This window comes from Caballeronia sp. GAWG2-1 (assembly GCF_023631405.1).
Classification (GTDB): Bacteria; Pseudomonadota; Gammaproteobacteria; order Burkholderiales; family Burkholderiaceae; genus Caballeronia.
Genome location: NZ_JALQDD010000063.1, coordinates 1 through 994 on the forward strand (window position 1 = coordinate 1; position 994 = coordinate 994).

Consider the following 994-nt stretch of genomic DNA (forward strand, 5'->3'; position numbering starts at 1 on the left):
TTCACCCAGAGGGCCGCAAGGAGATACGGTCCTCTCGTTGAGGCTCGGACGTTATCGGCAAGAATCAACGAGAGAAGAAGGCACGTGGTCCTTCCCTCTCTGAGCCTGCGAGCCCTCAGACCTTCATACCGACGAACATGCTGCCGAGCGCATCGACCGACTTGGTGATGCTCTTGACGTCTACGTTCGTGTGTTGCGAGGCATCGACCTGCGTGACCGGTGCGACGTTGATTTGCGGGCTCGCGAAAGACACGCCGCCTGCCTGATAGTTCGAGTTGACGCCGGTGTTCGAGAAGATCGAGAAGCCGCCCGCGATGGAGCCCATTGCAGCGCGATCGAGTTCTTTCTCAGCAGCAAGGTTCTTGATGGTCAACATGATAAATCCCCTAAGAAATGTGTTTGGATGGTGTGAATTAAAGCGCCATGCCGCCGAGCAGGCTGCCCACGGCGGTGATCGACTTGTTGACGGTCTTGAGATCGACGTTGGTGGTGGTCGATGCATCGACTTGCGAAACAGGTGCAATGTTCGCTTGCGGCGAAGCGAACGACACGCCGCCAGCTTGCACGTTGCTGTTGATACCGGCGTTCGAGAAGAGCGAATTACCGCCCGTGATGGCGCCCATTTCAGCGCGGTCGAGTTCCTTGGAAGCAACGAGGTTCTTGATGGTCAGCATGATAAATCTCCTAAACAATGTGGTTGGATTGAGTGAATTAAAGCGCCATGCCGCCGAGCAGGCTGCCCACGGCGGTAATCGACTTGTTGACGGTCTTGAGATCGACGTTGGTGGTGGTCGATGCATCGACTTGCGTGACAGGTGCGATGTTCGCTTGCGGCGAAGCGAAGGACACGCCGCCTGCTTGAACGTTGCTGTTGAAACCGGCGTTCGAGAAGAACGAGCTACCGCCCGTGATAGCGCCCATTTCAGCACGGCCGAGTTCTTTGGAAGCGGCGAGGTCTTTGATCGTCAGCATGGTGAATCTCCTAAGTGGTTGG

General features: G+C 56.4%; 3 protein-coding genes. All 3 read right to left on the reverse strand.

The window, feature by feature from the left end:
• Positions 1 to 115: 115 nt before the first annotated feature.
• From NCR98_RS33230 to NCR98_RS33240, 3 genes are read right to left on the reverse strand one after another with little or no spacing between them, the layout of a single operon-like run.
• Positions 116 to 376 (reverse strand): hypothetical protein, encoded by a 261-nt coding sequence (locus NCR98_RS33230; RefSeq protein WP_250468213.1) that lies wholly within the window; start codon positions 374 to 376, stop codon positions 116 to 118.
• A gap of 37 nt (positions 377 to 413) precedes the next feature.
• Positions 414 to 674, reverse strand: a complete 261-nt coding sequence (locus NCR98_RS33235) for a hypothetical protein (protein ID WP_250528594.1) — start codon at positions 672 to 674, stop codon at positions 414 to 416.
• A gap of 37 nt (positions 675 to 711) precedes the next feature.
• The gene (locus tag NCR98_RS33240; RefSeq protein WP_250468351.1) at positions 712 to 972 is read right to left on the reverse strand and encodes a hypothetical protein; all 261 of its coding nucleotides are present in this window, start codon (positions 970 to 972) and stop codon (positions 712 to 714) included.
• Positions 973 to 994 lie beyond the last annotated feature (22 nt).